At 66.7% G+C, this 26,749-nt stretch carries 20 protein-coding genes; 12 read left to right on the forward strand and 8 right to left on the reverse strand.

Annotated elements, in window-relative coordinates; all coding sequences use genetic code 11:
• Positions 1-79: 79 nt before the first annotated feature.
• The 3 genes from ggt to CHU93_RS04190 are packed head-to-tail and all read left to right on the forward strand — an operon-like array spanning position 80 to position 4,619.
• A complete protein-coding gene (gene ggt, locus CHU93_RS04180; protein WP_094472900.1) occupies positions 80-1,813 on the forward strand; it encodes a gamma-glutamyltransferase in 1,734 nt (577 codons plus the stop codon).
• Between the two features lie 57 nt (positions 1,814-1,870).
• Complete coding sequence (locus CHU93_RS04185) at positions 1,871-3,724, forward strand: AMP-dependent synthetase/ligase (RefSeq protein ID WP_094472926.1); 1,854 nt, start codon at positions 1,871-1,873, stop codon at positions 3,722-3,724.
• A gap of 46 nt (positions 3,725-3,770) precedes the next feature.
• Positions 3,771-4,619 carry a septation protein IspZ gene (locus tag CHU93_RS04190; protein WP_165768596.1) on the forward strand — a complete coding sequence of 283 codons (849 nt, stop codon included), beginning with the start codon at positions 3,771-3,773 and terminating at the stop codon, positions 4,617-4,619.
• On the opposite strand, the gene CHU93_RS04195 is transcribed toward CHU93_RS04190, so the two are convergent.
• On the reverse strand, positions 4,616-6,571 hold the full coding sequence (locus tag CHU93_RS04195) for a transglycosylase domain-containing protein (protein WP_094472902.1): 1,956 nt from the start codon (positions 6,569-6,571) through the stop codon (positions 4,616-4,618). The genes CHU93_RS04190 and CHU93_RS04195 overlap by 4 nt on opposite strands.
• Positions 6,571-8,163, reverse strand: coding sequence for a peptide chain release factor 3 (locus tag CHU93_RS04200; protein ID WP_086115555.1), 1,593 nt, complete (start codon positions 8,161-8,163; stop codon positions 6,571-6,573). The genes CHU93_RS04195 and CHU93_RS04200 overlap by 1 nt, the downstream gene beginning before the upstream one ends.
• 277 nt (positions 8,164-8,440) lie before the next feature.
• On the opposite strand from CHU93_RS04200, the gene CHU93_RS04205 reads away from it, so the two are divergent.
• Both CHU93_RS04205 and CHU93_RS04210 read left to right on the forward strand, forming a co-directional pair.
• Positions 8,441-9,493 carry a D-alanyl-D-alanine carboxypeptidase family protein gene (locus tag CHU93_RS04205; protein ID WP_243375214.1) on the forward strand — a complete coding sequence of 351 codons (1,053 nt, stop codon included), beginning with the start codon at positions 8,441-8,443 and terminating at the stop codon, positions 9,491-9,493.
• A 3-nt stretch (positions 9,494-9,496) separates the two neighbouring features.
• Entirely contained in the window at positions 9,497-9,880 is a 384-nt protein-coding gene (locus tag CHU93_RS04210; protein ID WP_094472903.1) for a RidA family protein, read from the forward strand.
• 152 nt (positions 9,881-10,032) lie between these two features.
• Here CHU93_RS04210 and CHU93_RS04215 read toward each other — a convergent pair whose 3' ends face one another.
• Entirely contained in the window at positions 10,033-10,788 is a 756-nt protein-coding gene (locus CHU93_RS04215) for an SH3 domain-containing protein (protein ID WP_094472904.1), read from the reverse strand.
• A complete protein-coding gene (locus CHU93_RS04220; RefSeq protein ID WP_094472905.1) occupies positions 10,789-11,520 on the reverse strand; it encodes a class I SAM-dependent methyltransferase in 732 nt (243 codons plus the stop codon).
• Positions 11,521-11,602: 82 nt separating this feature from the next.
• On the opposite strand from CHU93_RS04220, the gene CHU93_RS04225 reads away from it, so the two are divergent.
• From CHU93_RS04225 to CHU93_RS04255, 7 genes are read left to right on the forward strand one after another with little or no spacing between them, the layout of a single operon-like run.
• Positions 11,603-12,022, forward strand: coding sequence for an ABA4-like family protein (locus CHU93_RS04225; RefSeq protein WP_094472906.1), 420 nt, complete (start codon positions 11,603-11,605; stop codon positions 12,020-12,022).
• On the forward strand, positions 12,019-12,216 hold the full coding sequence (locus CHU93_RS04230; RefSeq protein ID WP_094472907.1) for a DUF1289 domain-containing protein: 198 nt from the start codon (positions 12,019-12,021) through the stop codon (positions 12,214-12,216). The genes CHU93_RS04225 and CHU93_RS04230 overlap by 4 nt, the downstream gene beginning before the upstream one ends.
• The gene (locus CHU93_RS04235) at positions 12,213-13,232 is read left to right on the forward strand and encodes an LLM class flavin-dependent oxidoreductase (protein WP_207759212.1); all 1,020 of its coding nucleotides are present in this window, start codon (positions 12,213-12,215) and stop codon (positions 13,230-13,232) included. Before CHU93_RS04230 ends, CHU93_RS04235 begins: the two co-directional genes overlap by 4 nt.
• 48 nt (positions 13,233-13,280) lie before the next feature.
• Positions 13,281-13,727, forward strand: a complete 447-nt coding sequence (locus tag CHU93_RS04240; protein ID WP_094472909.1) for a hypothetical protein — start codon at positions 13,281-13,283, stop codon at positions 13,725-13,727.
• A complete protein-coding gene (locus CHU93_RS04245; RefSeq protein ID WP_094472910.1) occupies positions 13,724-14,224 on the forward strand; it encodes a glycosyltransferase in 501 nt (166 codons plus the stop codon). The genes CHU93_RS04240 and CHU93_RS04245 overlap by 4 nt, the downstream gene beginning before the upstream one ends.
• Before the next feature lie 3 nt (positions 14,225-14,227).
• Positions 14,228-15,052 (forward strand): acyl-CoA thioesterase, encoded by an 825-nt coding sequence (locus CHU93_RS04250; protein ID WP_243375216.1) that lies wholly within the window; start codon positions 14,228-14,230, stop codon positions 15,050-15,052.
• Between the two features lie 31 nt (positions 15,053-15,083).
• Positions 15,084-17,015, forward strand: coding sequence for an alkyl/aryl-sulfatase (locus tag CHU93_RS04255; protein ID WP_094472911.1), 1,932 nt, complete (start codon positions 15,084-15,086; stop codon positions 17,013-17,015).
• 154 nt (positions 17,016-17,169) lie between these two features.
• Here the strand turns inward: CHU93_RS04255 and CHU93_RS04260 are convergent, their stop codons facing one another.
• From CHU93_RS04260 to CHU93_RS04275, 4 genes are read right to left on the reverse strand one after another with little or no spacing between them, the layout of a single operon-like run.
• Positions 17,170-21,342 (reverse strand): LVIVD repeat-containing protein, encoded by a 4,173-nt coding sequence (locus CHU93_RS04260; protein WP_207759213.1) that lies wholly within the window; start codon positions 21,340-21,342, stop codon positions 17,170-17,172.
• Between the two features lie 2 nt (positions 21,343-21,344).
• Complete coding sequence (locus tag CHU93_RS04265; protein WP_094472912.1) at positions 21,345-23,213, reverse strand: hypothetical protein; 1,869 nt, start codon at positions 23,211-23,213, stop codon at positions 21,345-21,347.
• Complete coding sequence (locus tag CHU93_RS04270) at positions 23,194-25,149, reverse strand: heme-binding protein (protein WP_094472913.1); 1,956 nt, start codon at positions 25,147-25,149, stop codon at positions 23,194-23,196. The genes CHU93_RS04265 and CHU93_RS04270 overlap by 20 nt, the downstream gene beginning before the upstream one ends.
• Positions 25,146-26,540, reverse strand: a complete 1,395-nt coding sequence (locus tag CHU93_RS04275; RefSeq protein WP_243375217.1) for a multiheme c-type cytochrome — start codon at positions 26,538-26,540, stop codon at positions 25,146-25,148. The genes CHU93_RS04270 and CHU93_RS04275 overlap by 4 nt, the downstream gene beginning before the upstream one ends.
• Positions 26,541-26,749: the final 209 nt, after the last annotated feature.

The following is a 26,749-nucleotide window of genomic DNA, read 5'->3' on the forward strand; positions in this document are numbered from 1 at the left end:
ACGCCCTGACAGGAAGGCTCATGAATAAGGCGGGCTAGGCACTTTTCTTGGCCTCAAATCGGCCTAAGGTGCATGCCCCATGAAGACCATCCTCACCCTTGCCGCATCGCTTCTCGCCACGGCGGCCGTGGCCCAACCCATCCCGAAGGACGCTGACAGCGGACCGGTGCAGGCATCGGCCAGCGCCGGGGCCGGGCCGTTCAAGGCGGTGGTGTCCGCCGCCCATCCGCTGGCCAGCGAGGCGGGGCTGAGCATCCTTCGCCAAGGCGGCACCGCGGCTGATGCCGCCATTGCCACCATGCTGGCGCTGACGGTGGTGGAGCCGCAAAGCTCCGGCATCGGTGGTGGCGGCTTCATTGTCTATCAGCCGGCCAGGGGCAAATTGGGCACCATCGATGGCCGCGAGAAGGCGCCCGGCGTTGCCAGCCCCGGCCAGTTCCTGGTTGCCGATGGCAAGCCGATGCCGTTCATGAAGGCCGCCACCGGCGGGCGCAGCGTGGGCGTGCCCGGCAATATCGCGCTGGCCGCCGAAGCACACCGGAAATGGGGCAAGCTGCCCTGGGCCAAGCTGTTCGAACCGGCAATCAGGCTGGCCGAAGGCTTCCCGATCTCGCCGACCATGGCGCGCTTCATCGCCTTCGGGCAGGACAGTCTGAAGCAGGCCGGCCCGGAAGGCCGAGCGCTATATTTCGATCAGAATGGCGCGCCGCTGCCGGCTGGCATGGTCTTCCGCAACGAAAAGCTTGCCGCCACGCTGCGCAGCATTGCCGCCGGCGGCCCGGATGCCTTCTACAAGGGCGAGATTGCCGCCGGCATCGTCAAGACCGTTTCCACTGCCGATGCCAACCCGACCGCCATGACCATGGCCGATCTTGCCGCCTACAAGGCGGAGGTGCGCGAGCCGGTGTGCGGCACCTATCGCACCTACAAGATCTGCGGCATGGGCCCGCCGTCGTCGGGCGGGGTCGGTGTGCTTGCCATGCTGAAGCAGCTGGAACGCTTCGACATGAAGGGGCTGGGCAAGGACAATGTCGTGTCCTGGCACCTGTTCGGTGAAAGCCAGCGCCTCGCCTATGCCGACCGTGAAAAATGGATTGGCGATCCCGGCTTTGTCGCCGTGCCCACCAAGGGTCTGGCCGATCCGGCCTATATCGCTGCCCGCTCTGCCCTGATCAGTGCCGATGCGCGGCTGGCCAAGGCCGAAGCCGGCATGCCGGCCGGCGCCCCGGTGGCGCGGGTGAACGCCGCCGACAATGAAGTGGCCGGCACCACCAATTTCGCCGTGGCCGATGGCCAGGGCAACATCACCACCTGGACGAGCACGGTGGAAAAGACCTTCGGGTCCGGTCTGGTGTCAAACGGCTTCGTGCTCAACAACGAGCTGACCGATTTCAACTTCGCGCCGCAGGATCAGGGCAAGCTGACCGCCAATGCCGTGGCGCCCGGCAAGCGTCCGCGCTCCGCCATGTCGCCCACCATCGTCTATGATGCCAAGGGCACGCCGATCCTGGCGATTGGCGCGGCCGGCGGGCCGACCATCATTGCCCAGGTCGCCAAGGCGATCATGGGCGTGCTGGATTGGGGCCTGCCGGTGGAGGAAGCCATCGCCCTGCCGCAGCTGATCGCCATCGGCGACCGGTTTGCGGTGGAAAAGGGCACGTTCCTCGAACAGATGATCCCGGCTTTCACCGCCATGGGTCACAAACCGGTGGCAACGGCGCTGCCGCTGAAATTGAACGGGGTGCAACGGGTGGCAGGTGGCTGGCGCGGCGGGGCAGACGCGCGCGGCGAAGGCCGGCCAGCCGGATATTGATGGGAACGCGACAGGGGTGATCAACACCCCGTCACCAATGGTTCTGGGGAGAGGATGATGCTGCCGAAACTGCCGCCGATGCGGCCAGCCGAACTGGCTGCCCATATTGACCGGTCGCCCAACCTGGTCAGCCTGTTTCTGGACCGGGCGGAGGAACAGCCTGCCGCCCCGATGCTCACCGCCAAGGTGGGCGGGCAGTGGCGCACGATCAGCTGGGGCGAGGCGCGCGACATCGTGGCGGCACTGTCGGCTTCGCTGATCGGCATCGGCATCAACAAGGGCGACCGGGTCGTGCTGGTCTCCGAAAACCGGCCGGAATGGTGCTTGGGCGATCTGGCCATCATGGCCGCCGGTGGCATCACCGTGCCGGCCTACACCACCAACACCGAAGCCGATCACACCCATATCCTCACCAACAGCGGCGCCCGCGCCGTGATCGTCTCTGGCCCGAAACTGGCCAAGGCGGTGCTGCCGGCGGCGCTCGCCACCGAACATTGCCGCATCGTGGTAGGCATGGAGCCGATTGCCGATGTGCAGGGCCTCGTCATCCACGACTGGAGCCGGCTGATCGGCAGCCGCGCCCCGATGATGGACGAGGACCGCGCCGCCGTGCGCGCCCGCGCCACGATGAAGCGCGAGGATCTGGCCTGCCTCATCTACACCAGCGGCACCGGCGGTGCGCCGCGCGGCGTGCGCCAGCACCATGGCGCCATCCTGCGCAACATTGCCGGCGCCATCACCGTGATTGAACAGGATTTTCCCGATCCCCCGCCGGAGGCGAAGGGAGAGATTTTCCTGTCCTTCCTGCCGCTCTCTCACGCCTATGAGCACACCGCCGGCCAATATATGCCGATCGGGATGGGCGGGCAGATCTGGTATGCCGAAGGCCTGGAAAAGCTCGCCGCCAACATCGAGGAGGCGCGGCCGACCCTGATGGTGGTGGTGCCGCGCCTGTTCGAGGTGCTGCGCATGCGCATCGCCAAGCAGATCGAGAAGCAGGGCGGGCTGGCCATCACCCTGCTCAATCAGGCGCTGGGCATCGCCCGCAAGGAGGCCAAGGGCGAGAAGCTCAGCCTCGCCGAAAAGCTGGTCGATCAGGCGCTGGAACGCACCATCCGCAAATCCATCCGCGCCAAGTTCGGCGGCCGGCTGCGCGCCATGGTCGCCGGCGGCGCGCCGCTGAACCCGGAAGTCGGCATTTTCTTCACCGCCATCGGCATCCCGATCCTGCAGGGCTATGGCCAGACCGAGGCCGGCCCGGTGATCAGCTGCAACCGCCCGCGGGCGCGGCTGAAAATGCACACGGTTGGCCCGCCGCTCGACGGTGTCGAGGTCAAGATCGCGCCCGACGGCGAGATTCTTGTGCGCGGCGAGCTGGTGATGGACGGGTACTGGATGAACGATGCCGAGAGCCACAAGGCCCTGAGAGACGGCTGGCTCTACACGGGTGACATCGGCCATCTCGACAAGGATGGCCACCTCGTCATCACCGACCGCAAGAAGGATATCCTCGTCAACGACAAGGGCGACAATGTCGCGCCGCAGCGGGTGGAAGGCATGCTCACCCTGCAGGACGAGATTGCCCAGGCCATGGTCTATGGCGACCGCCGGCCCTATCTGGTTGGCGTTGTCGTGCCCGAAGCCGAATGGGCGCTGAGCTTCGCCCGCGACAAGGGCCTGCCGGCCGACATGGACAAGCTCAAGCAGGAGCCCGAGTTCGTCCGCGCCATGCAGGCGGCGGTTGACCGGGTGAACCAGAGGCTGAGCGTGATCGAGAAGGTGCGCCGGGTGATCATCGCCGACGCGCCGTTCAGCACCGACAACCAGCAATTGACCCCCAGCCTGAAGATCCGCCGCCATGTGCTGAAGCAAGTCTATGGCGAGCGGCTGGACAAGCTCTACAAAGATTGATGCGATACTGGCGCTATCGGCACCAGCCCGCCATTCCGGCCATGACGTGCGGCTGCAGATCGATGCCCATTTCACCGGCTGGGAAAGCCGGTTGCTGATCGATGGGGTGGCTGTGGCCCGGCAATGGACCGGGCTGGATGCCGCTGATCCCTTTGCCAACCATGGCCTGGCCGCCACCCTCTCCGATGGCCGTGAGCTGGTGGTGGAATGCGGCTTCAATTCCATGCTGGGCACGGGCGCTGCGGCCTATGTCGATGGCCGCCTGCTGTGGGAAAGCCACCCTGGCCGCCCGATTGCGTTGCCGGCCCGCATGCAGGCGCTGGCCAATCCGGAACGCCGCGCGCAAAGCCAGGCCCAGATGGCGCATCTGAAGCGCAACTGGCCGGCGATGGCCTGCGATATCGGCGTCGGTCTGCTCTTCTATGGCGTCGCCAGGCTCAGCGATCTGCCCACGGCCGCCATCACCTCCGCCGTTGCCGGCATCGCATTGGCCGTGGTGCAGCGCTTCGTGAAGGTTGATCTGCTCGGTGGCCTTGCCCGCTTTGGCATCATCATGGGCCTGGTGTCGGCCGGGCTTGCCATCGCCTTTCAGGACGATCGGGCGGTGATGCTGCGCTCCACCATCATGGGCACGCTCACCGCGCTGCTGTTCCTCGGCGATGCCGCGCTCGGCGGCCGCTGGCTGGGCAAGGGGCTGGCCAATTACATGCCGATGGCGATGAACCGGCGCCGGCTGGCCCTCGGCCTCGGCCTCGTCGGCCTGGCCTCGGCCGCCGCCGAACAGGGCGTGATCTGGTGGGGCGGCAAGGATGCCTGGCTCAACTGGACGACCTTCATCGAAATGCCGGTCAGCCTCGTGCTCATCATGCTGATGATGCGCTGGGCCCGCGCTTAGCGCGGTTCCGGCGGCACCGGCGGCTCGGTCACGCTTTCATCGGGAATATCGATCACCGGCGGCGGGTTGTTGGGCTCGCCATTGAGATCGATCGTCATCCCTTCCATGTCGGTGGCCAGCGCCTCCATGTCGACCTCGACCGGGGCGATTTCCTGCACCGCCTGCATCTTGCCTTCCATCTGCAGCGCCTGGGCCATGAAGCCCTTCCACAACCGCGCCGGCAGGCCGCCGCCAACGATGCTGGCTGCCATCGGGCTGTTGTCATCATTGCCCACCCACACGCCCACCACCAGATCGCCGGCAAAGCCGATGAACAGCGCATCGCGGTGGTTCTGGGTGGTGCCGGTCTTGCCCCAGGCCGGGATCGGCAGCCGCGCCGCGTTACCGGTGCCGTTGCGCACCACCGATTGCAGCAACTGCATCATGTCGGCCCTGACCGGCCAGCTGGCCTTCGTCGCTTCCGGCGGCGTCACTTCGGGCGGCGGATCATCGCGCCACAGGCCGGTGGCCTTCACCGGATATTTGCCACTGGCGACGGCGGCAAAGGCCCGCGTCATGTCGATCAGCGGGATCGGCGTGGTGCCCAGGGCCATCGCCGGATAGATGCTCACCCCGCCCTCGATGCCCAGCTTCTTCACCTGCTTGGCCACCGCCGAAATGCCCACTTCCTGCGCCAGCTTCACGGCGGCGATGTTGGAACTGGCGGCAAAGGCGGTGGCCAGGCTGATGGTGCCGCGGAACCTGAGATCATCATTCTTGGGCGCATAGCATTCGCCCGGCTGCTGCCCCGGCTCGCACAGCTCGATGGGTTCATCGACGATGGTGTCGCTGGGCTTCTTGCCGGCCTCCAGCGCCGCCAGATAGACGAACAGCTTGAACGAGGAGCCCGGCTGGCGCTGTGCCTGGGTGGCGCGGTTGAAACTGCTGGCCTTGTAATCGGTGCCGCCCACCATGGCCACCACCCGGCCATCCAGCCGCATCGCCACCAGCGCCGCCTGGTTGACGTTCAGCCCGCGCGCCCGCGCCAGACCATCCAGGATCATCTGTTCGGCCAGCTTCTGCAGGCGTGGGTCGAGCGTCGTCTTCACGACAATCTCGCCATAATCCGCCTCGGTCGCCTCGCGCGCCTGCGGCAGCACCCAATCGGCAAAATAGCTGCCGGTCGGCAGATTCTTGCGCCCCGGGCGATATTCGGCCGGCCGGGCGGCGGCGGCCTGCGCCTTGGTGATGGCGCCGGTGTCGACCATGGCGGCGATCACTTGCGCGGCACGTTCGCGGGCGTCTTCCAAGTGGCGCGACGGCGCCAGGCGGGACGGCGCCTGCACCAGCCCGGCCAGCATGGCGGCCTCGCCCAGGTCCAGCTCTTCCGGCGCCTTGTCGAAATAGGTGCGCGCGGCGGCACGGATGCCATAGGCGCCATCGCCGAAATAGACCGACGAGAGATAATTCTGCAGGATCTCGTCCTTCGACAGCCGCGCCTCCAGATAGAGGGCGATGATCACCTCCTGCAGCTTGCGCTTGATCGAGCGTTCGGAGGACAGGAAGCTCGTCTTGGCCAATTGCTGGGTCAGCGTCGAACCGCCCTGGCGCACGCCGCCGGCCTGCGCATTGGTCACCAGCGCGCGCAGGATGCCGATCGGATCAACGCCCCAATGTTCGCGGAAGCGGCGATCCTCGATGGCAATGAAGGCGGCCGGCACATGGGCTGGCAGCTGCGCGATCGTCACCGGCTCTTCCTTGTAATCGCCGCGCCGGGCGATGGCCTTGCCGTTCATGTCGGTGATGATCAGGCTGGGCTGCTTGGCCGGCTCGAGCGCGCGGTCAAGCGGCGCGGTCGCCACCAGCCAGGCCAGCAGCGCCACGAACAGCCCCACCACCGCCGCCACCGCCCACCAGCGATACGGGCGCACCACGGCCCACACACTGCCAATCCGGGCGGCGACGCCGGCCATCAGGCCCGCTCCCGCGTGGCGGAAAACTTGATGTCGGGGAAACGGCCGGTGATGAAGTTCAATTCCCAGCTGTCACGCGCCATGAACACCGGGGCTCCGTCGCGGTCTTCGGCCATGGCGCTGCGATGCTCGTCCATGAACGCCTTCATGGCCGCTGGCTCGCCAGAAATCCAGCGCGCCGTTTCATAGGGGCTGGGCTCGAAACTGGCGGCGACGCGATATTCCGCCTCCAGCCGGCTGATCAGCACCTCCAGCTGCAGCTGGCCAACCACGCCGACAATCCACTGGCTGCCCAGCGCCGGCTTGAACAATTGCGTCACGCCCTCTTCGGCCATGTCGGTCAGCGCGGTTTTCAGCTGCTTGGATTTGGTCGGATCGTCCAGCTTCACGCGCCGCAGGATTTCCGGCGCGAAATTGGGGATGCCGGTGAAGGTCAGATCATCCTTTTCCACCAGCGTGTCGCCCACGCGCAGCACGCCGTGGTTGGGAATGCCGATGATGTCGCCCGGAAACGCCTCGTCGGCGATCTCGCGATCCTGCGCGAAGAAGAAGATCGGCGAGTTGATGGCAATCTGCTTGCCGGTGGACATCTGCTTCAGCTTCATGCCGCGCCGGAAGCGCCCGCTCGCCAGGCGCAGAAAGGCGATGCGGTCGCGGTGCTGCGGGTTCATGTTGGCCTGCACCTTGAACACAAAGCCCGAAACCTGCGCCGCGTTGGGGTCCACCGCGGCCGGCAACGCCGGTTGCGCGCGCGGGGAGGGCGCCATCGCCGCCAGCGCATCGATCAGGTCGACAACGCCAAAATCCTTCAGCGCCGAACCAAAGATCACCGGCGTCAGCGACCCGGCGCGATATTGCGCCACGTCGAGTTCGGCATAGCCGCCCTCGGCCAGCTCCGCCTGTTCGCGCAGGCGTTCCGCCATCGGCCCGGCCAGCGCATCGATGCGCGGATCATCGAGCCCGTCCACCGCCTCGACATCGCCGGCGAGCCGGCTGTCGCTGCCATCGGGCTTGTGGAAACGCCGGCGCTTCAGATCATAAAGCCCGGTGAACTCGCCCCCCAGGCCGGCCGGCCAGTTCAGCGGCGCCACATCCAGCGCCAGCGTGTCGGCCACCTCGTCCAGCAGTTCGAACGGGTCCTTGCCCTCGCGGTCCACCTTGTTGATGAAGGTGATGATCGGCACATCGCGCAGCCGGCAGACTTCAAACAATTTCTTGGTCTGCGCCTCGATGCCCTTGGCGGCATCGATCACCATCACCGCGCTGTCGACGGCGGTCAGCGTGCGATATGTGTCTTCGGAAAAATCCTCGTGGCCCGGCGTGTCGAGCAGGTTGAAGGTGATGCCGTCGCGCTCGAAGGTCATCACGCTCGATGTCACCGAAATGCCGCGCGCCTGCTCGATCTTCATCCAGTCCGACCGGGCGCGCCGGTTGGCGCCACGGGCGCGCACCTCGCCGGCGGCATGGATGGCACCGCCAAACAGCAGCAATTTCTCGGTCAGCGTGGTCTTGCCGGCGTCCGGGTGGGAAATGATGGCGAAGGTGCGCCGGTTTTCCACCGGATTGGCCGAACGGGCAGGGGTGACGGTCATCGATCTCGGCAGTCAGCAAAGGGTCGGCGGCGCTTGGCAGGTTCCGGGCAAAAGCGCAATGACCCGCCATGATCCGCCCCCGCTCGATCCTCCCCCTCTGGGGGAGATGCCCACAGGGCGGAGGGGGCACCGGGCAAGTTCACATCGCACCCACACAACGCCCCGTCGCACCGGCGGCTGCGGCAGGCTGCTGCACCGTCATTCACCCCTTTCCAGCGACGTGCCAATATGGTTAAACTGTCACAAACGCTGGCAATGGGGGGAAAAGCGTTTGTTGATGAAGGCTCTGGCGCGGTTTCTTGTGGTGGTGATGGCACTGACGGCGCCATCGGCCTTTGCCGCCAGCCTTTATTCGGCCCCGCGCTATGCCGCGATCCTGATCGATAACGACACCGGCGAGGTGCTCTATGCCCGCCGCGCTGATGAAATCCGCTATCCCGCCTCCATCACCAAGGTGATGACCCTCTATGTCGCGTTCGAGGAATTGGCCGCCGGCCGCCTGTCGCTGGACGACGACATCCGTATTTCCCGCCGGGCCTTCAATCAGGCCCCCTCCAAGCTCGGCCTGCGCGTTGGCGCCACGATCAGCGTGCGCGATGCCTTCGGCGTGATCGCCACCAAGAGCGCCAACGACATTTCCGTCGCGCTGGCCGAACATATCAGCGGCAGCGAAGCCGCCTTCGCCGAACGCATGACCCAAACCGCCCGCCGGCTGGGCATGATGAACACCAGTTTCCACAACGCGTCGGGCCTGCCGCACCCGGATCACACCACCACCGCGCGTGACATCGCCATCCTGTCCCGCGCCATGCTGCGCGATTTCCCGGCGCACTATCCGGTGTTTTCGCAAACCCATTATCGCTATCGCGGTATGGCAGTCGCCAATCACAACCATCTGCTCAGCACCATGCCGGGCGTCGATGGCATCAAGACCGGCTTCACCAACGCCGCCGGCTTCACTCTTGCCGCCTCGGCCGTGCGCGACAACCGCCGCCTCGTCGCCGTGGTGCTCGGCGGCCCCAGCCGCATGGGCCGCGACGGCAATGTCCAGGATCTGCTCAACATCGGCTTCGATGTGCTGGGCGCCCGCCAGCGCGGCGAATATCTCACCGTCGCCGCCCGCTTCGCCGAACCCGATGATCTGCCCGATGCCGTGATGGAAACCCTGGGCGGCGAGGATGTCGCCCTCGACGGCACCGCCGATCGCCCCGCCCGCGCCGTGCAAACCGTGGATGTGAACAGCGCCATCAGCGCGCTCGGCGATCAGGGCCTTTCCGCCCCCACCCTCGCCGGGGTCGGCGGCGGCGGCCGCTCCACCCCCCGCCGCTAACCCGTGACCATCACCCGCATCAAGAGCGGCGCGCCGTGGGAAGCCCTCGTCGGCTATTGCCGCGCCGTCGTCGCCCCGCCCTTTGTCTTCGTCTCCGGCACCGTCGGCCGCAACCCGGACACCGGCGAAATGCCCGCCGACGTGGAAGGCCAATGCGCCAACGCGTTGACCATCATCGGCCGCGCCCTCGAAGCCGCCGGCACTGATTTCGCCCGTGTCGTGCGCGTGACCTATTATCTGCCCAACCGCGCCGATTTCGAACCCTGCTGGCCTCAACTGCGCGCCGCCTTCGGCGAACACCCGCCAGCCAGCACAGTGATCTTCGCCGACCTGCTCGATCCGGCGATGAAGATCGAAATCGAAGTGACGGCGGCGTTGAAGAGCTGAAAATTGCCTCCGGCGGGCAGGGGCGCGGCCCCTGCACCCGTTCGATTGCAATCCTGCAGGTTCATCATGGGGACGCCCATGAGGTCACTTGCGCTCACCCACCGCCTCGTCGAGTCGGACGAGATACCGGGCGGCAGCCCTTCTTCCTGCCCTCAACCCGGCCGGTCGCCGTCCACACCGTCGCAGGTGGTTTCCTGGATGTTGCAGATGCCGGTGGACCAGGCGCGCAGGGTGATGGGGGTGCGGGCGACGACGGCTTGCGGGCGATAGGCCAGCGGGTTGGCACCATAAGAGGGCTTGGCCTCGAACAACCAGTCCACCAGCACCCAGTTGCCGGCGCAGCCGACGATCGCCCGCTGCTGCACGCTGTCGAGGTGATTGTCGGGCCGGGCGTCCACCAGCCAGGGCGCATCGTGGGAGGGCGCGGCAAAGCCGAGCCGGGCCTGCACAACCACGCCCACGCCCTTGCCGGAAATCCAGCCCTCCCCGGCATAGGATGGCGGCACCTTGTCGCCGACAAGCGCAGTATCAAAGCCGGCATTGCGGATCTTCAGCCAGCCATTGCGGCTTTCGATGATTTCGAAGGTCGCCGGGAAGTCGAGCCTGCCCTGGGCCGGGATGATGCCGAGCACGCTGCCAGCAGGCGATGGCGCATCCCGCACATTGCGCCCGGCCGGATCAGGATCGTCCAGCCGGCCGGTGATATCGGTACAGGCGGTGCCATCCCGCGCCGCGGCGGCGAAGGGCGGCGCGTTGGACAGGCGGATCGGCGGTCTTGGTGCAGCGGGCTGCGGTGGCGGCGCGTCCGGAACGGCCGGTTCGGCCACCGCCATGGTCTCCTCGGCCTGTGGTGTCGGCGCCGGCCCGAATGCCGCCAATGCCAGCGCCAGCAGCGGTACCCAGCGCATTCAGGGCTTCACGAACCGATAGTAGAACCGGTTCGTCTTCCCCCTGAGCGACGGGTCGAACACCAGCTTGGTCGGATCATCGCCCGTCATTTCCAGAATCGGCACGCTGCCGGCAAAGCGGAAGCCGGCGCGGGCCATGTCGGCCTTGACCACGTCCGCATCGATGCGGTGGGTCTTGTCGGCCTGGGCGCGGCTGTCCATGCCGGGGACGCCATAATGATCGATGATGATCACGACACCGCCGGGTTTCAGCGCGGCGAACAGGCGGGCGTTGTAGGCATCGACATCGGTGCGGGGATATTTGAACTTTTCGCTCTGCCAATAAAGATCGTGGTAGGTCAGGTGATAGAAGGCGGCGTCCAGCTTGTCGGGCATGGCGGCTTCGCCCGGCGCGCCGACGATCAGTTCGACATTGGCGTTGCGCTTCTTCAGCGCGTCCCATGCGGCGGCGGTCTTGGGATCGTCCATATAGCTGACGGGTTCGACGGCGAAGACCTTGCCCTTCGGCCCCACCCAGCGCGCGAGGAGCTCGCTGTAATAGCCCTGGCCGGCCATCACATCCATCACCCGGGCGCCGGAGCCGATCAGGCTTTGGGCGAGCACAGCGGCAGGCTTGCGGCCTTCGTCCAGCTTCACCATCGCCTCGGGCCGACCGGGCGCAGACACCACATCAGGGGCCGCCGCCACCAGCAGCGTGGCAAGCCCGGCCAGCATCACGGCACGCATCGTCATCGCATTTCCTCCCCTGTTTTGCCGCATGCTGCCACAGCCCCCCGCGCTTGACCATCACCCCCGCCGTCGCCACTATTGGGCCATGATGCCCGACAGCCTGTTCAGCCTGGCCAGTGCCGCCGTGTTGCCCGGTTGGCTGGCGCTGGCCTGTGCGCCGCTGGCCCGGGCCCGGATGGTGCTGGTGGCGCGGGTGATCGCGGTGCTGCTCGCCGGCCTCTATGTCACCCTGTTGGTCACCGGCCTGGCGGGTGACGGCCCGCCCAAGGGGGCCAGTTTCAACAGCCTGGAGGGCGTGCGGCTGCTGCTGTCGTCCCCGCAGGCGCTGCTGGCCGGCTGGGTGCATTATCTGGTGTTCGATCTGTGGGTCGGCAGCTGGGAAGCCGAAGACAACAGCCTGCCGCACTGGCTGCTGCTGCCGTGCCTGGCCCTCACCTTTCTGGCCGGACCCACCGGCCTGTTGCTCTATCATCTGTTGAAGGCCGGGCGGATGCGCCGATCATGAGCCAAGCCAGCGACGTGCCCAGCCCGTGCATCAACGTGTGCCGGATCGACCAGCAGACCGGCTGGTGCGAAGGCTGTTTCCGCACCGTGCGGGAAATCACCCAGTGGCCGATCGCCAGCGATGCGGAGCGCCGCCGCATCCTGGCGGCCCTGCCCGGCCGGCGCGCGCCGAAGAAATGGTGGAAACCCTGGTGATCCCGCTTTCCGTTCTGGACCAGACACCGATTCCCGAGGGCTGCAGCCCGGCGCAGGCGCTGGCCAATTCGATCGATCTGGCCCGCCATGCCGAGGCTTTGGGCTATCAGCGCTTCTGGCTGGCCGAACATCATGCCAGCGCCGCCCTGGCCGGCAGCGCCCCGGAAATCCTGATCGGCGCGGTGGCCAATGCCACGTCGCGCATCCGCGTCGGGTCGGGCGGGGTGATGCTGCCGCATTATTCACCGCTGAAGGTGGCCGAACAGTTCAGCCTGCTCGCCGGCCTCCATCCCGGCCGCATCGATCTGGGGCTGGGCCGTGCGCCGGGCAGTGATCAGCGCACGGCGGTCGCCCTGCAGCAGGACCGCCGCCAATATGCGCCCAACCAGTTCCCGCAAGCCTTGGCGGAGCTGATCGGCTATCTGGAAAACAGCCTGCCCAGCGATCATCCCTTTGCCGCCTATGCCGCTACCCTGCCGGGCCTGCCGCATGCGCCGGAACCCTGGGTGCTGGGCTCCTCGCCCGACAGCGTGGCCTTTGCCGCCGATCTGGGCCTGCCCTATTGCCTGGCGGATTTCATCGCGCCGCGGCTCGGCGATCTGGCCGCCGCCTATCGTGACCAGTTCCAGCCCAGAAAGACTTTGGGCCACCTTGGGGACCGGCCGCACCTGATGGTGGCGGTGTGGACAGTGTGCGCTGAAAGCGATGCGGAGGCGCGGGCGCTGGCTGCGCCGGCCCGCATGATGTTCGCGCATCTGCTGATGGGCAAATCCATTGCCGTGCCGCCGCCCCAGGTGGCGCAGGCCTGGCTGGCCGACCGGCCCGATGTGGCGCGGGCCTTTGCCAGCCGGCGCGTGGTGGCCGGCAGCCCGGCCACGGTCCGCGCCGGGCTGAACCAGGTGATCGCCGAGTATCAGCCGGACGAGCTGATGCTGGTCAACATCCTGCACGGCCATGAGGACCGCAAGCGCAGTTACACGCTCGCCATGGAGGCCATGGCGACGGTGGACGCTTGACGGGCGGATTTCTTCCCCTAAGGCCATGGCCAGCAACGGGGAATCAACATGGGCAAGCGCGTGCTGGCCATCGCTTCGGGTGGCGGCCATTTCATCCAGCTGATGCGGTTGCAGCCCGCCTGGGCCGGCCATCAGGTGAGCGTGGCGACGGTGGATCCCAGCACCCGCACATTGGCCGGCGACGTGCCCTTCTACACCTTCCGTGATGTCTCCCGCGCCGATTGGTGGCGCATCCCGGCCGCCGCCCTGGATATCGCCCGCATCCTGCTGGCGGTGCGCCCGCAGGTGATCATCACCACCGGCGCCCTGCCCGGCCTGATCGCCGCCGCGCTGGCCCGGCCGTTTGGCACCAAAAGCCTGTGGGTGGACAGCATCGCCAACAGCGAGGTCCTCTCCGGCTCCGGCGCGCAGGCTGGGCTTGTGTGCAACCAGGTGGTGACGCAATGGCCGCATCTGGCCAGCGACCGGGTGGACAATTGGGGCAGCGTGCTGTGAGCGGGGTGTTCGTTTCGGTCGGATCGATGATGCCGTTTGACCGGCTGACCCGCGCCATGGACGAATGGGCAGCGGCCAACCCGCACATCCCGGTCGAAATCCAGATCGGCCGTGGTGATTATGAACCGCGCCATGCCCGCTGGGTGCGCAAGCTGCCGCTGTCGGACTATCAGGCCCGGGTCCAGGCATGCGCGCTGTTTGTTGCCCATTGCGGCATGGGATCGATCATCAGCGCCATCGAGGCCGGCAAGCCGATCCTGATGCTGCCGCGCCTCGCCACGCAGGGGGAGCACAACACCGATCATCAGCTCGCCACGGCCAGGCATGTCGGCACCCGCCCCGGCCTGCATGTCGCGGCCGATTCCGATGATCTGAAAGCCCGCGCCAGCGCGCTGCTGGCCGATGCCGCCCATGATGCGGCAGGGGCGCCGGCGCCGATCTCGCGCTTTGCCGATCCGGCCTTCACGGCCCGCATCCGCGCCTTCATCGAAAGCTGATCCGTGCACCCGTTCATCCCCGTCGAACCCACCGATCGGCCCGGCCATTACCGCATGGTGGTGCCGAAGAATCTCTGTGTCGGCCCGCCCGACCGGCTGTTCATGTTTGGCGGCGTGGGCCTGGCCAGTGCGCTGGCTGCGGTGGAGGCGCACACCGGCCGGCCAACCGTGTGGGCGGCGGCGCAATATCTGTCCTACGCCCGGCCGGGGACGTTGCTCGATCTGGAAGTGATCGTGCCGGTGACCGGCAAATACAACAGCCAGGCGCGGGTGATCACGCGCGCCAGGAATCCTGATGGTTCCGATCAGGAAATCATCACCGTCAACGCCGCGCTGGGCAGCCGGCCCGACAGCCCGCACCACCAATGGGCCGAGATGCCCGACGTGCCGCCGCCCGAAGCCTGCCCCGAAATGACCATCCGCTGGCAACGCGACCCCGACGACATGAACAGCCAGTGGGATCGCCGGGTGGCGAGTGGCAGTTTCGGCCGAGATCGTGGGCTCGCGCCACCGTCGCCCGATGGCATCGGCCGGCTGTGGGTGCGGCCGAACAACTCCGATCTGCCGATCGACCGGCTGGTGCTGGCGGTGATGGCGGATTTCCTGCCATCGGGCGTTGGCAATGCCATGGGCGCCAATGCCGGCGGCAACAGCCTGGACAACACCATCCGCTACATGAATTTCGTGCCCACCGATTGGGTGCTGGCCGATATCCGCATCCATGCCGTGCACGCCGGCTTTGCCCATGGCCGCGTGCATCTCTTTGCCCGCGATGGCACCCTGCTCGCCACCGCCAGCCAGAGCCTGATTGTGCGAATTCACAGTTGAGGCCGGTCGGCGTGCGGCCTAGCGTTGCGACATGACACCGCACCTCATCGCCCTTCTGCTCGCCTCTGCCGCCAGCGCCGCGCCGCCACCGCCCACGGCCAGCCCGCAAACCCAGGCCGACAACGCCGCGCTGGCCGCCACGCTGAACTGGGCCGACACCCAGGATTTCGATTTCGCCGGCCGCGGCTTTCTGGGCAGCATTGCCGACGGCAAGATCCGCGATGCCAAGGGCGCGGTGCTGCGCGATCTGAATGACGAGGCGCAGTTCAGCGGCCCGGCCCCGGCGACGGTGAACCCCAGCCTGTGGCGCAACGCCAGCCTGCTGGCCAGGCACGGCCTGTTCGAGGTGGCCGACGGCATCTGGCAGGTGCGCGGCTTTGATCTGGCCAACATGACGATCATCCGTGGGACAACAGGCTGGATCATCATCGATCCGCTGACCGGGGCGGAGGCGGCGACGGCGGCGATCAGCCTGGTCAATGAAAAGCTCGGCAAGCGGCCGGTGGTCGCCGTGATCTATACCCACAGCCATGTCGATCATTTCGGCGGCGTGCTGGGCGTGGTGAACCCCGCTGATGTGGCGGCCGGCAAGGTGGCGATAATCGCGCCAGAGGGCTTCCTCGAACATGCCGTGTCGGAAAATGTCATCGCCGGGCCGGCCATGCTGCGCCGCGCCAGTTACATGTTTGGCGCGCTGCTGCCGCGCGGGGCCACCGGCCATGTCTCTTCCGGTCTGGGCCCGATGGGCACGCCCGGCACCTACGGCCTGATCCCACCGACCGACAGCATCAAGACGACCGGCGAGACGCGGACCATCGACGGGGTGGAGATCGTGTTTCAGGTGACGCCGAACACCGAAGCCCCGGCGGAGATGAACTTCTACCTGCCGGCGTGGAACGCGCTGTGCCTGGCGGAAAACGCCAACGGCGCCATGCACAATCTGCTCACCCCGCGCGGCGCGCTGGTGCGCGATGCCAAGGGCTGGGCCGATTATCTGATCGAGGCGCGGCGGCGCTGGGGCGGCAGCGCCAATGTGCTGTTCACCAGCCATTTCTGGCCGCGCTGGGGCAAGGACCAGATCAGCGATTATCTGCTGCGCCACGCGCAGGCCTATGCCTTCGTGCACAACGAAAGCGTGCGGCTGATGAACCAGGGGCTCAATGCGGTCGAAATCGGCGAGGCGATCAAACTGCCGGAGCCGCTGGGCAAGGCGTGGTTCAACCGGCCCAATTACGGCAGCCTGAAATTCAACGCCCGCGCCGTCTATCAACGCTATCTCGGCGCCTTTGATGGCGATCCGGCCAATCTTGATCCGCTGCCGCGCGCCGATCTGTCGGCCCGGTTGGTGGCGCAGATGGGCGGGGCGAAAAAGGTGCTGGCCGCCGGCAAGGCCGCCGCCGCCAAGGGCGATGACCGCTGGGCGGCGACCCTGCTTTCCACCCTGGTGCGCGCCGCGCCCGACACGCCGGGGGCCAAGGCAGCGCTGGCCGGCGTCTATCGCCAACTCGCCTTCCGTGCCGAGGCCTCACCCTGGCGCGATTTCTATCTGACCGGCGCGCAGGAACTGGAACAGGGCATCAAGCCCAGCACCCAGGCGGCCGCCGCCGGCATCGCCGCCAATCTGTCGGTGACCAACCTGCTCGACTCCATGGCGGTGCGGCTGGTGCCCGAACGCGCCATCACCCCGATGACCATCGCGTTCGAAATCCCGGATGCCAGGGAACGCCACCTCGTCACCATCGGCAATGGCGTCATGCTGCACGAAAAGGGCGTGGACGATGCTGCGCAGGCCACCCTGGTGGTGCCGCGCCGGGCCCTGATTGGCCTGATCGGCGGCGCGGTGAAAGCGCCGGAGCTGATGGCGGCAGGGCAATTGCAGATCAAAGGCGATCTGGCCGTGCTGCAGCGGTTCATGACGCTGTTCCAGCCGCCGAGGCCGGATTTTCCGCTGGTGGCGCCATAGAAGGGCGAACTCCCTCCCCCTTGCGGGGAGGGCGACTCGCGCGAAGCGCGGCGGGGTGGGGGTAACCCGACTGCGGCCGCCCAAGACCCCCACCCCGGGCCGCGCCGTTGGCGCGTCTCTCGCCCTCCCCACAAGGGGGAGGGAAATTGGCACCCTATTTCCGCAGCGGCGACCAGGCCCCCATGTCCACCCGGTCGGTCACGCGATAGGGCTGGCCATTCTCGCCGATGAAGAAGCGCTCCGTCTCCTTGCGGTTGAACGGCCGTGACCCCAGGCGACCCAATATGGCGATCTGGCCGCCGGTTTCGTCCACTGCCCGGTCACGGTCCAGCCCCTTGGCCACCGACAGCGCCGGTTTGGCGGTGCGGGCAAAGGCGATCATCTCCGGCATCGGCTTGGGCGAGAAGCCATAGAAATTGGGCTGGCTGTCCGGGCTGGTCAGCTGCAGCACCTTCACGCCGTTGCGGCCGTCCGCGACATAGGCGAACAAGGTGGCGTTGGTGCTGGCCACCACCACATCCTCGGCATCGGTCAGCGTGCCGCCTGCCGTGAAGCGCTGATACAGCCTGGGCGCCAGCGGCTTCTTCACGTCCACGATCAGCAGGCCATTCGATTTTGCGGCGACATAGGCATAGGTGCGGGCCAGATAGAATTTGCGCGCATCGGCAATGGGCAACGTGGCGTCCGGATGATGCACCGGCCGCTTCAGATCGGCGATATCGAGCACTTCGAGGCCATTGGCCGTCGTCACCCACAGATAGCGGAACTGCACCGCGCTCGCCCGCGCATCATTGAGCGGCAGGCTTGTCGCCAGCTTCGGCGCCCTGGGATTGTCCAGATCCACCACCACGAGGCCGCGCGGCGTCGTCACATAGGCGATGTGGCCGGCCAGCGTGATGTGGCGGGCGCCGTTCAACACGCCATCGGGGTTCCACGCCGTGCGGCCACCCTCCAGCACCGTCCGCTTCAGGAAATTGTTGCGCGGCTCGCCATCGGTCAGCGTGTCGACATTGACCAGCACCAGGCCCTCGATGCTGTCGGTCACCACCGCATAGCGGTAGATCTCGTGCATCTTCTGCTCCTGATTATAGCCGGCCAGCGGGTCGGCCAGCGGCTTGCCAGCGGTGCGGTCGTTCTGTTCCCCCACGATCTTGTCGTTGCGCGGCACGCTGATCGGCTGGTTGGTGGCGATCGCCATGCAGGTGGCATTCGCCGTCTTCACCTGGGCATCATGGCCCAGGCCTGAGAAGGGTGATTTGACGATGCGTTCGGAAACACCCTTGTTCGACAGATTGGCAATGTCATAGGCGACAAAGCCGCCCCGGCCTTCGGCGACATAAAGATATTCGCCGCGGTTCTGGATGCAGCGCACTTCGCCCGACGTGCCTTGCGTGATGTTGCGGATCTCCTCGGTCGGGTTGGTCTCGCCCGACAGGCGCTTGTCGAACACCCGCCCGCGCGTCCAGTTGATCAGCTCGCGCTTGTTCTTCTCGACATGCAATTTCCAGAAATCCGGATAGGCATAGCGGTGGAGATAGGAGCCGAACACCGCCTGCGGCTCGCCAAACTCCGTCACCCGCACCGCTTCGACAGCGCGGTCGAGGCCAAAAAAGGCGTGCATGCCCACGAAGTTGACGAAGTTGGTGCCCTGCAGGGTCAGCTGCGCCAGGATGGCATTGTTGTCGTCGTCCTCGCTCACGTGGCAATCGGTGCAGGTCTTGGTTTCCTGGGTGCGCACCGTGTGCGGGAAATGCGGTGCAAAGGCCTGGGAGGAGAAGCCCGACGCTGCGATCGGCGGCTGCTGCACATAGATGCGCTCGCGGTTGATGTTGGTGGAGGTCAGGATCAGCGCCGAGCTGGAACGGATCGGCGCGATGATGCCGCCCTTGCTGGTCTGGTGGCGGCCCAATTGGAACATCTCGTCGCGTGCCACCTGCGGGTTGTAGGTGGCAAAGTTGCGGGTCTCCTGCTCCTCATACTTGTGCGTCGTCGATTTCCAGTTGGCCTCGATCGGCAGGTGGCAGCCGCCGCAGCTGGTGGTCCAGCTGGTGTGGCAGGCAAAGCAGGCCACATTGTCGTCATTGTGGGCTCGGGTTGCAACGCCGGGGCCGAACGACATTTTTCCGCCAGTGCTGGCCAGCGTGCCCATCAGCTTGGCCCGCGCCGCCTTGGCGTTGAAATCGGGATGCTCGCGATTGACACTGTCCTTCACCAGCTTGACGCGCCAGACCAACGCCGGATCGCTGGCCGAACGCTGCCACAACACCCGGCGGCCATCTTGCAGCCCCCATTCAAAGCGCAGCCGGCCATCCGGGTTGCGGATGTTCGACAGATCGGTGCCCGGCGGCGGTGCGGCCAGGTTGGAGGTGCGCAACGTCGGATAGGCGTCGGCGGTGCCGTGGCAATCCTTGCAGCCGATCTCGACGCTGTTGGCCACTTCGCCATGGATGAAGCCATTGCCATGGGCATCCTGGGCGAAATGGCAATCGGCGCACTGCATGCCCACTTCGGTGTGGATGTCCATCAGATGCACCGCCTTGCCGGGCTGGCCGGGGCCGGGCACGGCGGCGGGCTTGGTAAACTGCGGCCCACCTGCCTTGCGGAACTTCTCCGGATCATCATTGGCGACGATATGGGCCGTGTCGGTGCCCCAGCTCGCCATGTTGCCGCCCGCATCGAGCAGATTGCCCTCGCGGTCGCGCTTGTAGACGGCGCGGAAGTTCCAGCCATGGCCGTGATAATCGGCGAACTGGGTGTCCTTCATCTTGTCATTGCGGTCGTTCACCGTGCGCAGGAAATCCAGATCGCTCCAGGCACCATGGGCGGCGGCACCTTCCGGGTTGCGTTCGTTGGTCTCGCGCACTTCAGCGGCGGTCGGATAACGCTGGCGTTTGAACAGCCGGTCATACTCGGCGTCGGACATGCCCGCCGGCTTGGGATAGGGATTGTCCTTGCCCGGCCACATGCGCGGGGCGTCGCTTTCATAATCCCACATCGTGTAGCCATAATAGGTGTTCACGAACATGTTGGGCTGGTGCATGTGGCAATTCATGCACAGGCTGGACGGCATGGCGCGGGTGAAGCTGTGCTTGATCGGGTGGCCCGGCTCGGTCTTGTTGATGGTCGGATCGGCACTCTGGCTCTGCCCATCGCGCCCGGCCGCGGCATAGACCGACGAATGCCGCACCTCCCGATCATTGGCATAGACGATGTGGCAGGAACCACAGCCCGAAGTGCGATAATCGCCGGGCTGGTCGTTGGTGCCCATGAACCAGGTGAAGGGGTCGTTCAGCCGCGTCTTGTGGATGTTGATCACCGGCACCGCAATGCGCAGGCCGGTGCCGGGGCCACGGTTGGACTGGCGGATATCAGGCCGCCCGGGCTCTTCCAGCCGCTGGATGCTGCCCAGGCTGTTCGGCAGGCCGATTTCCGGGAAGGTCGGGTTGATGTTGCGGCCGCCGCGTTCGAACACGCGGAAGATGTCGGCCGGCGGGATCACCTGCCAGGCCGGCAGCGGGGCCAGGAAGGGCAGCGCGCCGCGCGCCTTTTCCGCATCCGAAAGCGCGCCAATGCCCTTGGCGCCCGGGCTGAACATCAGGCCGGGCAGGCTGTTGTCGTGATGGCCGCCGCCCGCGGCATGATGATCATCGCCATGCTTCAGGCCCAGCTCGCCATGGCCCGACGCGTCGCCGTTCCACGCCCCCAGCATGCCGGCCGCCTGGCCCGGCCGGTAATAGGCCTCGCCCAGGACGTAGTTCTTGTAGGGCAGGATGCCATTGTTATAGGCCGCGCCGCCGAACAGCATGGCGCCGGTGGCCATCAGGCTGCGCTCGGCCCGCTCGATGATCTCCATGTGGCAGGCGCCGCAGGCATCGCGGGCGGCGCGATAGTCAGACGGGTTGACGAAGCGGACGAACTCCGGGCTCTCGCGGTTGAGCAGCGTGTAGCTGCGCTTGGGGTTGGCCGACGACGGGAAGTGCCAGCTTTCCGGGAACATCGGCAGCACATGGGCTTCGTCGCGCAGCTTCCTGTAATTGGGATCGCCCATCGCCAGCGCCGGCGGCGCAATGATCTTCGCATCGCCGCCGTGGCAATCGGTGCAGCCAAGGACGACCGATTTCGGCGCGTGCATCGTCGCCTCATCGCTCGCCGTGTGGCAGCTGATGCAGCCGGCCGATTTGGCATCCGCTTGCGCCTGCGTCTGCCATTTCGGTGCGGCTGGGGCGCGGACATGGGCATAGTCGCGCGCCACCGGCTTTTCGCCTTCCGACGCGATCGCCATCCCCATCAGGGGCAGGATCAGCAATAGGGCGAGCCGTTTCAGCATGATCAATAAGCCAGCACAGCGTTGAACAGCACCGAATAATAATGGCCGGTGCGGGGTGAATTGGTGAACAGGTCGCGGAAGCCGGCGCCGGGCTTCAGCACCGCGCCCGACAGGCGGAACACCAGATTCTGGTTGAAGTGCGGGCGGTAGGTCGCCGCCGTCGACAGATCCCACCCGATATCCTTGGGGATCGTCCCTTCCACGCGCAGCGCCTGCAGCGTGGCGGTGGTGGCAAACCACAGATGATTGGCGCTGCCGCTGATCCTGAGTTCGGGCAATATGTCGAAATCGGCGCCCACGCCCAGCAACATGGTGCCGGGGTTGGTGAAATTGGCCTGGCCCTGTTCCTTGGACGACCTGAGATCGTTCAATATGCCGTTGCGGCTGTTCACCGAAATGGCGCGGCCGCCGCCGGCAAAGGGAATGGTCTGGCGCACCCAGTAACTCGTGTCGGCACCGGCAAACTGCGGATTCTCGAAAATCGCCGCATAGCCACTGTCGACATCGTCATACGGGTTGGAATCGCCCGAGGCATAGAGTGCCGAAGCCCGGAAGCGCGCCCAGCCGCGGTCATAGCTCGGCTCCACCGCCACGAACCAGCTGTTGATCTTCGCCCGCCGGTCCGTGAAGATGTTGTTGCGGTTGGTTCCCGTCGCATGCGTGGCCGACAGCGACAGGTTGAGCCGGCCGATATGGCCATCGGCGTTGTAGCTGAGATACACCACATCATAGCTGCGGCCCCGCAGGGTGCCGAGCAGCGCCGGCCGCACCGGGAAGCCATTGGTGTCCACCTGCACATCATTTCGCTCGCGGTTGATGTTCCAGATGGCGCTCACCTGGCTGGTCATCCCCGGCAGCGGCAGATCCTGGCGATAGAGATTGGCCACGAACAGCGCATCGCGGCGGGGTGCGCGCAGCACGGCGTTCAGCCCCGAGTTGCTGTCCTTCTCCAGCCGCCAGAAGGCCGCCAGATTATATTGGAATCGGTTGTTGTCGCGGTTCCCGAACAGCCGCACGCCCAGCTGGTTGTCCTGGAACAGGAAGCCGCGAAAATCGCTGGAAAAGGGCTGGATGCCGACCCGGATCGAATCGAAATCATAGCGGTCCGACGTGTTCCGAAGGTGATAATCCAGGAACAATTCCTGCACGCCCACGAACGCATCGGTGCGCAAGGATCGCTTCGACGGCAGCACCGACAGCACCCGCTGTTCCGGCACGTCGACATGGTTCACGTTGAAGGCAATCGCCGCCCGCAGTTCATATTCGGGCGGCTTGAAGGCCGTGCTGCCCTTGGTCAACGCCGCGCCCAGGATGAAGGTCTGCGCGAACACCTCGCTATACTGGCGGCCGAACACGTCATTGTTGCCCGGCCGCTCCGTCGTCTGCACGCCCACCGGGATGGGGAAGCTGCGCGGTTCGGCCAGCGTATCGGAAATCGCGGTCAACTGCAGGAACAGGTCGTGCGTGCCGCAGATCGGCCGATCGCCCTTCAACGTGTTCTGGTTATAAGGGTCTTTCCAGTTGGATTTGACCAGGCCCAGCGTTTCGATCAGCCGCCAGCGATCGGGCACCGGCAGATGATCGGCAGGAAAATCGCCCTGCTTCGGCCAGGCCACCGCGCCCTGGTTGGCCTGCACCACCGGGTCCCACGTCTGCGGCCCGCCCATCCCCGGCACCCGCCGGCCGGGCAGATTGCCGGCTTGCGGATCGGCTGGCGGCGCGGCCTCGTCGCCCGGCAGCCGGTCCTTGGGCGGTTCCACCTTGGCATAGCAATCAAACCATTTGCCGAACGGCTTGGCCACGGCCGGCCCCGCGCTGCCCAGCAGCGCCAGCAGCACGAGGCTGCGCCACTCAGCGCGCCTGGCAGACATTGTTCTCGCTCGTGTCGAGGAAGGGCGCAAACGGGCAGCCAACAAAGCGCAGCCGCACCCGGTTGCCGGTGGCCAACGGCACCTCCACTTGGTCGGACCGCACGCTGGCCGGCGGCAGGCCGATGCCGCCCACACGCAGCCCGGCATTGCTGGTGCCGAGGAAGCTGATCATGTCGTCCTGATCGATGCCGTCGCCCGACACGCCGATCGCGCCCACCAGCGTGGCGCCGCGATAGATGGGCACGGCACCGGGAAAGATCTGGATGCCATTGGCCAACCGGTTCTGACCGCTGGCCGTGTTGGGCAGGAAGCTGCACTGCCGGGGGTCGCCGCCACCCAGCACCTGCACCAGATTCTGCACGATCAGCGCCGATTGCAGGCCGGTGGAAAAGGGCGACCAACCCCTGATGTCACGGCTCAGGGCACCCGGCGGCCGCCCGGCCTCGCCATCGGGGAAATAGGGGCGGGCGATGTTGCCGATGGCACGGTTTGACACGGCCACCTGCCCGGTGAGGAAGCCGGTGTTGCCAAAGAAGGCGTTGGTCTTGGCAACGAAATCACGCACATTGGCATCCGGCGCACCAGCTGCCGTCACCACCGCGCCCAGTTCGGCAGCCGCGCGCGGGTTGGAGAAAAAGGCCGCCGTGCGCGCCTTTTGCAACGAGACATCGATGCCGAACACCGGCGCATCCGGGGATCGCACCAGCCCCAGCACGGTGCCGCGCGTGTCCACCACCGAAATCGACACCTGCGCCCGGCTGTCGAGCGGCTGGCGGATCTGGGCGCGGGCGCGCGCCATGATGGCAAAGGCCTCTTCCAGGATGGCGCGGGCCTCGGCAGCGGTCAGCGGCTGCGCCACATCGCCGGCATCGCTGCCGGCCCGCACCGGGTAGCGGTTGGCACCGGCCCCGTCGCTCAGCACATAGGCATCGGGATGGTTGAACTCCGCCGCTGTCGCCGGCCGCACGCCGCTGGCCTCGCTGCCATAGGGGGTGCCGGCCACGATGCTGGCGGCGTTGAAGCCAGCCACCGCCACCAGGCTGCCGGTCAGGCTGGCAAAGCCGGGCGCGCTGGCCGGATTGGCGCGCAGGCCCGCCGCCACCGCATCGCTGTAGCGCAGCAATGTGCCATCCACCGAAATCCGCTCCGCCCGGATGGTCGCCGGCGCCTCGAACCCGGTGGTGGCGGCGAGCGCGATATGCTCCTCGTCGTCGACATCGGTGTCGGTCACTTCGCTGTCAAAACCATAATCGCCATCGGCCATGATGCCGACACCGCCCACGGCAACGCCGTTCTTGTAGAGCGGGAAACCGCCGGGATCGGCGGCAAGGCCCAGCGGGGAGCGTTTGGGGCCGATGAACGGGCTGCCCACGCCAAAGCGCGCCACCAGATCGGAACAGGGCAATTGGCTGAACTGCACGCCATAAAGTGGGCCCGATTCCAGCCCCACCGTGCGGGCCGAGGGCGGGAAATGCGGCTGCACGATCATCGATGCGGTGCGGGTGGAAAAGGCATTGCCGCCTGATGACAGATAGGCGCCAGTGATGGCCTTGGCGATCGCGGCCAGCTCGGCCGGCACCGTGACCCCTTGCGCATCGATGTTGGCGCCATTGGCGTTGGCGCGGGTGGTGGCGGTGGCGCGCGCACCAGCCATGCGATAGACGGCCAGCACATTCCCCACCCGATCCACCACGGCAATCACCGCCGGCAGATTGCGCGCCGTTGCTTCGGCGGCGGCGCGGGCAATGATCGCCTGCACATCGGCGGTGGTCAGCGCTTCGGCGGGCGGGCGGGTAAACACGCTGGCCGGGCTGACCCCGGGTGACGGCGTCGGGCTGACCGCCACCGGGGTGGAAGGCGCGCCGCCACCGCCGCAACCGGCCAGCAGCAGTGCAGCCGCTGCAACGCCCGCCGTGATGCGCACAGCCGGCGTCATTTCAGCGCCCGTGCCCTGGCGGCAATCTGGCCCAGCGCGGCGCGGAATGCCGGCGCATCCCAGCGATTGGCATCGCGGGCCAGGGCATAGGCGCGGTCAAGATCGGGCCGCAACGCCAGCGCCGCCGCCCGGTCCACCTGGCCGGCGGCCACCAGCGCATTCAGCAGCGTGTCCGCCGCCATCACGGCCTGCGCACCGCCCTGATAATCGGTGTAGGCCGGCGCATTGCCCACCAGCACCGCCTCGATCAGCGCAAAGCTCTGCGCCCGGTCAAAGCTTGCGCCGGCAAAGCGCCGGGCCAGAGTGCCCGCCGTGGCCTTCAACGCCGCCGCCGCCTTCAACGCGCCCGCCCGGTCACCGCCCAGCGCGGCGTGGAAGGCGCGGCTCTGGCCCTCGAGGCTGCGCGCCAGATCGGGCGCCGCCACACGGGCAGCGGCCATCAGCATGATCATCTGCTCGTCATTCCACACCGGGTGGCCGGGTGGGATCGGCCGCCAGCCGTTGCTGCGCGCCACCAGCTGGGCGGCCGGATCATCGCTGAACGTGCGATGGCAACTGCGGCAATCATAGAAATAATAATCCGGCCCGGTCAGCCCGGCCGATGCGGCGGGCAACAGGCTCAGCGCCCGTTCCACCGCCATGGCCTGGCCCACCGCCCAGGTCTTCACGCCGCCGGAAATCCCTTTTTGTGCCCGATAATCAGCGTCTTCATCATGGTGCGATTGCAGGCTGGTGAACAGGTCCAGCTCGAACGCCACGCGCGGGTGGCCGGCGGCCATGATGCGGTGAAACACGAACTGGCCCGGCTTGTCCGATCCGAAATGGCAATCCAGGCAAACGCCGGCGCGCACGGCGGGATTGTGCATCGCCCACATGCCGCGCGCCATGTTGTCGGCGGTGCTGGCCTTCACACTGGCATGGCTGGCCAGCCAGTTCACCGATCCGCCATGGCAGGCTTCGCAACCAACACCATCCGATTGCTGGAACTTCGGCCCGCGCACCGGGGCGGGATCACCATGGCAATTGATGCATTCGGGGCTGGCGGCGACATTGGCAATGCCCAGCCGCCGGCCGATGGCCTGGGCGCGCGGCTCCATCAGCACCTTCCAGGCGCGGCTGTGCGCGCCGGTCAGGCTGGCCGGATCGCTCCACGTCATCACCTCGTTCTGGCGCACGCGCGGGCCGGTCGCCTCCTGCCGGCCATGGCAGGTCGAACCGGCGCAGGTGGCAACGCCCTGGTGCAGGGCGCGGTCATGCCCGGCAGCCAGCACCGCCGATTCGGCCGCCAGAATCGCCCAAACCAACGCGGCGATTCGGGTCAACCAGCCCCAGGCCCCCACCTGTTGCGAGCGGCCGCGGCGCGGTGCGTGCATTGGAACGTTCACGTCCATTTTCCCCCCGGTGCGGCATAGGGTAGCAAAGGCAAGGCGGGATGCAAGACATTGAACGGCCAATATCGAACCGGCCGATGCGATGCCGAAAGACCATTGCCGCCGGGTCAAGGCTGTGATTACTTCCCGCCCGAATTCGATAGAGGAACAGGGCAATCACATGGCCCGTCAGAGGCTAGGCCCTTCCTGCAACGCGCTGGGGAGTGACG

This window comes from Sandarakinorhabdus cyanobacteriorum (genome assembly GCF_002251755.1).
GTDB lineage: Bacteria > Pseudomonadota > Alphaproteobacteria > Sphingomonadales > Sphingomonadaceae > Sandarakinorhabdus > Sandarakinorhabdus cyanobacteriorum.

Excerpts from the sequence above, each read along its gene's own strand:
- CHU93_RS04200 (WP_086115555.1), bottom strand. The coding sequence starts at position 8,163 with ATGACCGTCACCCCTGCCCGTTCGGCCAATCCGGTGGAAAACCGGCGC.
- CHU93_RS04275 (WP_243375217.1), bottom strand. The coding sequence starts at position 26,540 with ATGGACGTGAACGTTCCAATGCACGCACCGCGCCGCGGCCGCTCGCAA.
- CHU93_RS04265 (WP_094472912.1), bottom strand. The coding sequence starts at position 23,213 with ATGTCTGCCAGGCGCGCTGAGTGGCGCAGCCTCGTGCTGCTGGCGCTG.
- CHU93_RS04255 (WP_094472911.1), top strand. The coding sequence starts at position 15,084 with ATGACACCGCACCTCATCGCCCTTCTGCTCGCCTCTGCCGCCAGCGCC.
- CHU93_RS04240 (WP_094472909.1), top strand. The coding sequence starts at position 13,281 with ATGGGCAAGCGCGTGCTGGCCATCGCTTCGGGTGGCGGCCATTTCATC.
- CHU93_RS04270 (WP_094472913.1), bottom strand. The coding sequence starts at position 25,149 with ATGACGCCGGCTGTGCGCATCACGGCGGGCGTTGCAGCGGCTGCACTG.
- CHU93_RS04220 (WP_094472905.1), bottom strand. The coding sequence starts at position 11,520 with ATGACGATGCGTGCCGTGATGCTGGCCGGGCTTGCCACGCTGCTGGTG.
- CHU93_RS04230 (WP_094472907.1), top strand. The coding sequence starts at position 12,019 with ATGAGCCAAGCCAGCGACGTGCCCAGCCCGTGCATCAACGTGTGCCGG.
- CHU93_RS04215 (WP_094472904.1), bottom strand. The coding sequence starts at position 10,788 with ATGCGCTGGGTACCGCTGCTGGCGCTGGCATTGGCGGCATTCGGGCCG.
- ggt (WP_094472900.1), top strand. The coding sequence starts at position 80 with ATGAAGACCATCCTCACCCTTGCCGCATCGCTTCTCGCCACGGCGGCC.
- CHU93_RS04185 (WP_094472926.1), top strand. The coding sequence starts at position 1,871 with ATGCTGCCGAAACTGCCGCCGATGCGGCCAGCCGAACTGGCTGCCCAT.
- CHU93_RS04195 (WP_094472902.1), bottom strand. The coding sequence starts at position 6,571 with ATGGCCGGCGTCGCCGCCCGGATTGGCAGTGTGTGGGCCGTGGTGCGC.
- CHU93_RS04260 (WP_207759213.1), bottom strand. The coding sequence starts at position 21,342 with ATGCTGAAACGGCTCGCCCTATTGCTGATCCTGCCCCTGATGGGGATG.
- CHU93_RS04225 (WP_094472906.1), top strand. The coding sequence starts at position 11,603 with ATGATGCCCGACAGCCTGTTCAGCCTGGCCAGTGCCGCCGTGTTGCCC.
- CHU93_RS04205 (WP_243375214.1), top strand. The coding sequence starts at position 8,441 with ATGAAGGCTCTGGCGCGGTTTCTTGTGGTGGTGATGGCACTGACGGCG.